We start from the raw sequence: 8,260 nt of genomic DNA, 5'->3' as shown, positions 1-8,260 counted from the left end.
ATTCGAGCTCATATCATCATTAATTGGCTGGCACTTTTGCTTGTCAGGTTGATTGAAAATGAAACCGGCTCGAGTTGGGATTCCGTGCGTCGTGAGGTCCAAAGGCTTCAAGTTGGTCATTTCACCACGAAGGATGGAGATCTATATCGTACGACGACACCAACCACCAAACAGAAAGAGATTTTCAATAAAGTAGGCGTGAATCTGCCTCCCGAAATTTTAGAAATCAAACCGAAAAGCTAGTAACACAATAATTATGCCCTTTTTGCCCCTCAAAACCTTGATACACAAAGCTTTGAGGGGCATTCGTTTACCTAGCAACTGTCGAACTTGGGTTGTATTTTGCAATAGAAAAGTGCAGAAAAATGCAATTAAAAATGCAGAGATTTGCCACCCGATTAGTTTCTTTTTGACAGTGCGTGGGACAGTCTATAACTCTCGCCATGAAATGAAATTATATGGGCGTGATGAATAAGTCTGTCCACTAATGCTGCTGTTAATCTAGAGTCTGTAAAGATTTTGTTCCATTGACTAAATTCCAGGTTAGAGGTAATAATCACACTTTTTTGTTCGTAAAACTCTGAAATGTGATTTGAAATAATAATTCTGCTCCTTCTTTACTAAATGGTAAGTAACCTATTTCATCTAAAATGACTAAATCTACTTTTTCCATGCGTTTCCTAAATGTTGATAAACGGTTATTATGCAAAGCTTGTTCTAATTCCTCAACCAAGTGTGCAATCCGATAGAAACGGACTTCATAACCTTGTTCACAAGCTTTTCTTCCTAAACCTGTAGCTAAATGAGTCTTACCTGTTCCTGGAGAGCCAACTAAAACTACATTTTGTCGGTTTTCAATAAATCTTAGACTACACAATTCCTCTTTAGTTAAATGGGGAGGGAACCGGATCTGTTCGGTCCACTCGTAAGTATGTAGGCTCTTGAGTATTGCGGACAGAATGAGCCAGCTCTGTGGAGTTTTGAGCCGCTAATTGCAGCCGATTGAGCCATCAATTGCGGAGTGGAAAGCCACTAGTAGAAACAGCCATTGAAAGTGGATTCCAATGGCTGTTTGTTTTTATTTAAAGCTTTTACCGTTTAATTTTTTATCGATTATTTCGAGCGCCCATCGTACTAGTTCATCATGATTGAGTTCCTCCTCTTCTGCCCAAATGCAAATAGGTAGGAGTTTTCCCTCAATTTCTCGCATGATTTCATCAGGTAAGTACATGAAATACTTTGCTGTGCGGATTTCTACTCTTTCAGGAATCATTTTAAACCCGCCAATCCATGACGTTCCCCCATGGAAACTTTTCCGTCAACGAGAATTTTGTAGGAATCGTGTACAATGCAATCAAGAATGGCATCGGCTAATTGTGGATTGCAAGTAACATTTTTATAGTATATACTATATATTGATACTAGAAAAATGAATAACACAAAATATAGTACTTAAGGTTATGGTGGTATTTTAATACCTTAATAGGGAATCCAGTGTGAATCTGGAGCTGCCCCCGCAACTGTAAGTGTGGACGAACTAGCAATCCACTGTATCGCTTGCTTGCTGAAAGGTGGCGATATGGGAAGGGCTGTAGTAGGGTGAAGCACAAGCCAGGAGACCTGCCATAACTTGAAGTTTCTATTCTTCGGGGTGTAGGAAGCAGAAACGATAGGAAAACTATATGTGTGCTGCTAAGAGTGACTTGGCTTTAATTTTTAAAATGACCATTTTTTTACATAGAAAGTCACGATTATACACTTTTTCTGTCGTTTTTTGCCGTCTATTCCCCAAGAATAGACGGTTTTTTGTTGATTATTAGAGGAGGAATGCAAATGCAAACAATTCATGATGTTAGCCAAGAGCAAATGATGACGTTTATCGATCGTATTTCTGTTGGTCTAAATCTCCAAATTGAAGATTATAAGCAAAAAATTATGAACGCTGGGGTTACAAATCACCTGGATGAAAAAAATGTAGAATTATTAATCAAGCACGCCCTTGAAAACATCGACGAGGCAAATACGAAGTGGACTTATCTAGCAGCAAGAATTTATTTACATAATCTCTATCGTAAAGCAGCAGAGAACAGAAGTTATGCATCTAGCAATGAATATGGCTCATTTTATGAGTTAATACAGCTACTAACAGAAAAAGGGATTTATACTGAAAATCTATTAAAAAAATATTCAAGTGAAGAAATAGAACACTTTGGTAAAGTAATTCAACCGAAACGAGATCAATTGTTTACTTATCCAGCAATTTTAACATTAGCTACACGTTATTTAGCTACGGATTATGATAAGAATATTTACGAGTTACCACAGGAACGTTGGATGATTATTGCGATGCACTTAATGCAGGATGAAAGTTTGGCAACAAGAACGACACATGTTGAAGAGGCTTACTGGGCATTAAGTAATCTGTATATGACGGTAGCAACACCGACACTGGCTAATGCCGGAAAAACCCACGGACAATTATCTAGTTGTTTTATTGACACAGTAAACGACAGTTTACAAGGTATATATGATAGTAATAGTGATATAGCTCAACTTTCCAAAAATGGTGGCGGCATCGGTGTTTATATGGGGAAAATTCGTGCAAGAGGTAGCTCGATAAGAGGTTATAAAGGCATGTCCAGCGGTGTTGTTCCGTGGATAAAGCAATTAAATAATACAGCTGTTAGTGTTGATCAGCTAGGAACAAGAAAAGGTGCCATCAGTGTTTATTTAGATGTATGGCATCGTGATATAGAAGATTTTCTTGATTTAAAATTAAATAATGGTGATGACCGGCTACGTGCACACGATATATATACCGGGGTTTGTATACCGGATTATTTTATGGAACAGGTAGAAAAGCGTGGAGATTGGTATTTATTTGACCCAAATGAAGTAAAAGAAGTGATGGGGTATTCTTTGGAAGACTTTTATGATGAAGAGAAGGGCGATGGCCAGTGGCGTAAAAAGTATAAGGAATGTATCAATGCCAATCTATCGTCTAAAAAGAAAGTCCCTGCAATCGAGATTATGAAGCGGATTATGCGCTCCCAGTTAGAAACGGGTTCTCCGTTTATGTTTTACCGTGATGAAGTGAATAGGCAAAATGCAAACGCACATCAAGGGATTATTTATTGTACGAATTTATGTACGGAAATTACGCAAAATCAATCGCCAACAGAATTTATAGAGGAATATATAGAAAATGAAAATATAATCGTCAAAAAATATAAAACTGGTGATTTTGTTGTATGTAATTTAAGTTCAATAAATCTAGGACGGGCCGTACCAGATGGTGTATTAGAACGATTAATAAAAATTCAGGTCCGCATGCTTGATAATGTAATCGATATTAATACACTTCCGATCAAACAAGCGGAAATAACGAATAAAAAATATCGTGCAATCGGACTAGGTACATTTGGTTGGCATCATTTATTAGCTTTAAAAAATATTGAATGGGAATCAGAGGCAGCTGTTCAATATGCTGATGAACTTTATGAAAAAATAGCGTTTTACACAATTAAAAGTAGTATGGAACTAAGTAAGGAGAAGGGGAGCTATCCATTATTTGAAGGAAGTAAATGGAGTACAGGGGCCTATTTTAGCAATAAAGGTTACTCAGATAAAAATTGGATGAAGCTCCAAAAGGATGTTCAAAAATACGGTATTCGTAATGGCTACCTTATGGCAATCGCACCGAATGCAACAACTTCAATTATTGCAGGGTCTACGGCAAGTATTGATCCGATTTTTAAACCTTTCTATATTGAAGAGAAAAAAGATTATCGTATTCCGACAACAGCACCGGACTTAAACCATCGAACTTACAATATTTATCGTCGCTCTGCCTATATAGTGGACCAAAGATGGTCGGTTAGACAAAATGCTGCCCGACAAAAACATATTGATCAAAGCATTTCTTTCAATTTTTACGTACCAAATACAATTCGGGCTTCTGTATTACTTGACCTTCATCTTCAAGCCTGGAGGGAAGGGTTAAAAACAACCTATTACGTTCGTTCGACTTCTAGTGATATCGAAGAATGTGAGTGGTGTCAAAGTTGAATGCTGTAATTGCATATTTGTCATACAGTGGAAACACAAAGGAAGTTGCCGAGATTATTGAAAGGGAATTACGAGAAGAAAATTTTGAAGTTGACATGCATCGTATTGGCGTCGATCTTCCGATTGACCCCAAAAACTATGATGTCATTTTTATCGGGACATTTACATGGGCAAAGGGAGCTACCCCTGAAGAAGTAAAGGATTTTGTTTGGGAAATAGGGTATAAACCTGATAATGTTGCGGTGTTTGGGACGGGTGAAACCCAATTTGGCGGAGATGAATTGTTTTGTTTGGCAGCTGTGAAATTGGCAAAGTTTTATAACAGTCGTTGGGAGCCACTAAAAATTGAACAATCTCCAAGAGGAAGTCAGGAGAAATTAGTAAAAAAATGGATTAAAGGAGTTGTAAAAGATGTCACAGTACTTACTTGAAAAAGTGAAAACATTAGATCCAATCAATCCAAACCGAGCAACTGCGCTTTTTGGTGGAAAATCCAGTGGGATTTTGAATTGGAATGATATTGCGTATCCGCACTGGTATAAAACTTATAAAAGGCTATTGGCAAATTTTTGGCAGTCGGATGAAGTAAATATGTCGAGTGATGTGAAGCAATTTCCGATGCTTTCGGATAAGGAACAAGAAACATATTTAAAAGTAATTAGTTTGTTGGCTACTTTGGATTCTTCACAGACAAGGACAATTTTACTGACTTCATTATATGCAACGGACCCTTCTGTACAATCGATTTTGGCTGTTATTGCACAACAAGAAGCGGTACACAACGAGAGCTATTCTTATATATTATCATCTGTCGTACCATTAGATAAACAGAATGAAGCCTTTGAGATTGGCAGAAAAGATCCGGTTTTACTGAAACGTAATCAGGAGATTATGAATCAATATAACCAATTTGTCGAAGAACCAACTATTGAAAATATAATAAAAATATTAGTATATTCGACACTTTTAGAAGGGTTATTCTTCTATTCCGGTTTTGCTTTCTTTTACAATTTGGCAAGGCAAAATAAAATGGTTGGAACTTCTACAATGATTAGTTACATCAATCGGGATGAATTGGAACACGGGCGTTATATTTCAGAATTAATTCGGTCAACTTTGGCTGAAAATCCCGAGTACAATACAAAATCCTTCACGGATTGGGTATATGAACATTTTCAGAAGTCAGTAGATTTGGAAATTGAATGGTCCCACTATGTATTAAATGGTGTAGAAGGTATAGATTTAGAGGAAATGGAAGGCTTTATTAAATACAGGGCGAATAAAATGTTACGAATGATTGGCTTGAGTGAAATTTACCCTGAACATGTAAATAATCCAATGAAATGGATTCGGGCTTATGTAGATAACTTTGATGGAACGAAAACTGATTTCTTTGAACAAAGAACTCGTCAATATACAAAAGTAACTGATTTGAATGGGTTTGATGATTTATAATTTATTGTTTTTAAACAAGAGAAACATAGCATTTGCAAGCGATGTGTATAAAGTGTCTTGAGAAAAAGCTAGGGAGCTACTGAAGTTTAGTAGTAGGCTCCCTAGCTTATTTTTTCATTTAGTCTGAGATGTATAAAATGTTGAAAACTTCCTGCTAATTTTTTCTAGATATATTGACCGTCTTTCCATAGAATTGTTATCCCTTCTTTTATACTTCTTTGTACATCAATAATTCGCTGATTGGACGACCTCTAAACATGATTTGTAAATCCTTTTTGGGTTGCAAGGAGCATATTTTTAACAAGCATCCGTCCTTCCTTTGAAGTATCTAATCCATAATTAATACTTATAAAAGGAACTTGGCCGCCACCACGACTGTGCATCGAATTACTATTATGAATAAAAGCTTCACAAGCCTGATAAACTTCCCGTTCTGTTAACTCCCATGCTTTTTCTTCAATGTTACAACGAGCTTGAACATTTTTTAATAACTGCACATTTTTTAAATATGACTTATAGACATAAGGAGCGAGATCAAAGTCAAAGTTACTCATTGCTTGACCGCCGTGTTGTTGATTTTGATTTGATTGAAAAATAATAGAAACTAATGCCATAGCAGACGTGATACTTTTTGGTTCACGCATATGTCCATGTCCCGTATCAAATCCATCTTTTAACAACTTCCCTAGTGGAATTTGGACACATGTTGTTGTGCCTGTAGTGTAAAAATCTAAGTCGTGGATATGTATGTGCCCATCAAAGTAAGCTTGTTTTGCTTTCTAAGATAATAGTTTTTTTCAATGGCAAAATATTTTGAGCTTGTTGAGGCGAAAAGTCCTATTCCCATGGGACTTTTGCCATCAACATTCGCATTCTCTTGTACTAAATCTTGATTTATATTTCCTACTATTTCATTAAATTCCTCAAATAGTTTAATAGAAATGTTATTTTCCTTCATCATTATTGCACTCTTCTTTCTTAGTTTGTGTTGAACTTGTTTTAATAAACAACCTTTTGTTTAATTAATTACTTTCTGTTGTAAAATTACGAATTTTCAATCTCCTTTTTTTCCTTTCTTGAGCACTTTCATATAGACTTTTTTCCTCCTCAGTTTCTGGAATTATTCCACAAACCGGAATTGGTCGCCCTTCCTCATTAACAGCGACCATCGTAAGGATAGCGGTGGTAGTTGTCGTTCTTTCACCGGTTTCTAAATGTTGACATTCTACTTTTACATAGACTTCCATCGATGTTGTCCCCGTTGAAATTACGACTCCTTCTAAAATTAAAATATCTCCTACTCTAGCAGATGATAAGAAATTCACGGTGTCTATTGAAGCTGTAACAACTGCAGTTCCACTGTGTCTCATTGCTGTAATGGCCGCTATTTCATCGATATAAGCTAAGACAGTTCCACCAAAAATTGTACCCAAATGATTGGTATCGGGTGGTAAGACAAGCTTTGTTTGAATTGTTTTTGAAAAACTTGTAGGTAATAATTTCGTCATAAAAATATCCCCTTTTCAAAAAGTAAATGTAAACAACGCTTCGGGAATATAAAAATATAGACACCAAAAAACCCATCAAGGTAGATGGGTTAAATAACGTGAGAACTATTAAAATAACAGTATTAGCCTTACTGTAAATAATTAGAATCCCCTCGTTATATCTTCCCAACTCCCGAAGAAGATAATACGTATAATAATGGCAGGTCTCCTGACTTATGCTTCATCCTACTCTAATCCCTTCCCATCCGAAGACAGTGGATAAAATTATTTCGTCGGCATTTACAGTTGCGGGTACAGCTCTGGATTTTCACCAGATTCCCTATTAAGTCTATTCAGACACCATTATTATTGGTGATTATCTATATGTAGTGTTCTTTTTTAAATGAAACACAAGTTGTTGTACATTAAATATATTATAGAATCCTAACTTTAGCAACCTATTTAAGCCGGGGCAGGCATATGAAATATTACTAAAAGTTTTATCACAGGAAAAACCAGATTGAAGAATACAAAGGTCAAGGAGATGTTAAAAGGAAATAACTTTACAGCCCAAATATACGGATAAAGAAAAATTAGCGGGAACCATTGACGGGAGCTTCTCTTGAAAACGTATTAAATGGATAGCTTTAAGGATAGGCTAAATTTTAAAAGACTGATGTATTATTATTTTGATTTTTTGCAAAAATATGTAATAATAAAAGTTGTCGTTCTCATTTTTTTACAAGCTATCCTAATAAATGTATAATACTAAGAGTTTCTACATATATAATTATCCTCCAGGGATATCATCAAGAAACCTAAATGATTAGGTTTCTTTGTTTCTATTGTAGTAAAATGCAAAATGCGTAAGTCTTTGTGTATGAATATCCCGCATATTTACTATTAATAACTCAACTTTCGCACCGAGAAAAATATAATTCGCTTGGCTCTATCAAGCGCTCGTAGTTGCTGTAATATGTGCCTTGACAAGATAGTCTTGACAAGATAGTTCAATAAGAAAAACACCTCAACCTTTGGTATAGTAGATTTGACTATAATCACTACCGAAAAGAAGAGGTGTCTCCTACTATGATAGCGAATAATAACCAAAATAAGCAACTACCAAACGAAATAAAGTCGACATTTAAGGAACTAAACATCCTAAAATACTTACGCGATGCTGGTATCACAAAGTCTTTTGGCTTTTCCTGTGCTAACATTTTTCAGTTAATCTTTTGTTTGATCTTCGA

The 8,260-nt window shown here is 35.9% G+C and carries 5 protein-coding genes, 5 pseudogenes and 2 riboswitches; of the genes and pseudogenes, 5 read left to right on the top strand and 5 right to left on the bottom strand.

Annotation, left to right across the window (positions count from 1 at the left end; all coding sequences use genetic code 11):
• Window positions 1-243 (top strand): annotated as a pseudogene (locus IEV18_RS17355) (IS1634 family transposase); the annotation flags it as partial.
• A gap of 155 nt (window positions 244-398) precedes the next feature.
• Here the strand turns inward: IEV18_RS17355 and istB are convergent.
• The 3 genes and pseudogenes from istB to IEV18_RS17350 all read right to left on the bottom strand — a co-directional run.
• Window positions 399-946, bottom strand: a pseudogene (gene istB / locus IEV18_RS15695) (IS21-like element helper ATPase IstB); the annotation flags it as partial.
• 132 nt (window positions 947-1,078) lie between these two features.
• The gene (locus tag IEV18_RS15690) at window positions 1,079-1,273 is read right to left on the bottom strand and encodes a hypothetical protein (protein ID WP_188393324.1); all 195 of its coding nucleotides are present in this window, start codon (window positions 1,271-1,273) and stop codon (window positions 1,079-1,081) included.
• Window positions 1,270-1,377 (bottom strand): annotated as a pseudogene (locus IEV18_RS17350) (AAA family ATPase); the annotation flags it as partial. The pseudogene IEV18_RS17350 and the gene IEV18_RS15690, both read right to left, overlap by 4 nt.
• A gap of 67 nt (window positions 1,378-1,444) precedes the next feature.
• Window positions 1,445-1,642: riboswitch (cobalamin riboswitch) on the top strand.
• A gap of 191 nt (window positions 1,643-1,833) precedes the next feature.
• Between IEV18_RS17350 and IEV18_RS15685 the strand changes: the two are divergent.
• Genes IEV18_RS15685 through IEV18_RS15675 form a run of 3 tightly spaced genes read left to right on the top strand, consistent with a single transcriptional unit; the run spans window position 1,834 to window position 5,523 of the window.
• Window positions 1,834-4,068 (top strand): ribonucleoside-diphosphate reductase subunit alpha, encoded by a 2,235-nt coding sequence (locus IEV18_RS15685; protein WP_188393323.1) that lies wholly within the window; start codon window positions 1,834-1,836, stop codon window positions 4,066-4,068.
• Complete coding sequence (locus tag IEV18_RS15680) at window positions 4,053-4,499, top strand: flavodoxin (RefSeq protein ID WP_188393322.1); 447 nt, start codon at window positions 4,053-4,055, stop codon at window positions 4,497-4,499. The genes IEV18_RS15685 and IEV18_RS15680 overlap by 16 nt, the downstream gene beginning before the upstream one ends.
• The gene (locus IEV18_RS15675; RefSeq protein ID WP_188393321.1) at window positions 4,480-5,523 is read left to right on the top strand and encodes a ribonucleotide-diphosphate reductase subunit beta; all 1,044 of its coding nucleotides are present in this window, start codon (window positions 4,480-4,482) and stop codon (window positions 5,521-5,523) included. The genes IEV18_RS15680 and IEV18_RS15675 overlap by 20 nt, the downstream gene beginning before the upstream one ends.
• A 269-nt stretch (window positions 5,524-5,792) precedes the next feature.
• On the opposite strand, the pseudogene nrdD reads toward IEV18_RS15675, so the two are convergent.
• Window positions 5,793-6,484 (bottom strand): annotated as a pseudogene (gene nrdD, locus IEV18_RS15670) (anaerobic ribonucleoside-triphosphate reductase); the annotation flags it as partial.
• 61 nt (window positions 6,485-6,545) lie between these two features.
• Window positions 6,546-7,031: an acyl-CoA thioesterase gene (locus tag IEV18_RS15665; protein ID WP_188393320.1), complete on the bottom strand. Its 486-nt coding sequence runs from the start codon at window positions 7,029-7,031 to the stop codon at window positions 6,546-6,548.
• A 181-nt stretch (window positions 7,032-7,212) separates the two neighbouring features.
• A riboswitch (cobalamin riboswitch) is annotated at window positions 7,213-7,390 on the bottom strand.
• A gap of 709 nt (window positions 7,391-8,099) precedes the next feature.
• Here IEV18_RS15665 and IEV18_RS17345 point away from each other — a divergent pair.
• Window positions 8,100-8,260, top strand: a pseudogene (locus tag IEV18_RS17345) (IS4 family transposase); the annotation flags it as partial.

Source organism: Compostibacillus humi (genome assembly GCF_014637175.1).
Taxonomy (GTDB): domain Bacteria; phylum Bacillota; class Bacilli; order Bacillales; family Amphibacillaceae; genus Oceanobacillus; species Oceanobacillus humi.
This window is presented reverse-complemented; position numbering and strand designations above follow the sequence as displayed.

Excerpts from the sequence above, each read along its gene's own strand:
- IEV18_RS15675 (WP_188393321.1), top strand. The coding sequence starts at position 4,480 with ATGTCACAGTACTTACTTGAAAAAGTGAAAACATTAGATCCAATCAAT.
- IEV18_RS15685 (WP_188393323.1), top strand. The coding sequence starts at position 1,834 with ATGCAAACAATTCATGATGTTAGCCAAGAGCAAATGATGACGTTTATC.
- IEV18_RS15665 (WP_188393320.1), bottom strand. The coding sequence starts at position 7,031 with ATGACGAAATTATTACCTACAAGTTTTTCAAAAACAATTCAAACAAAG.
- IEV18_RS15690 (WP_188393324.1), bottom strand. The coding sequence starts at position 1,273 with ATGATTCCTGAAAGAGTAGAAATCCGCACAGCAAAGTATTTCATGTAC.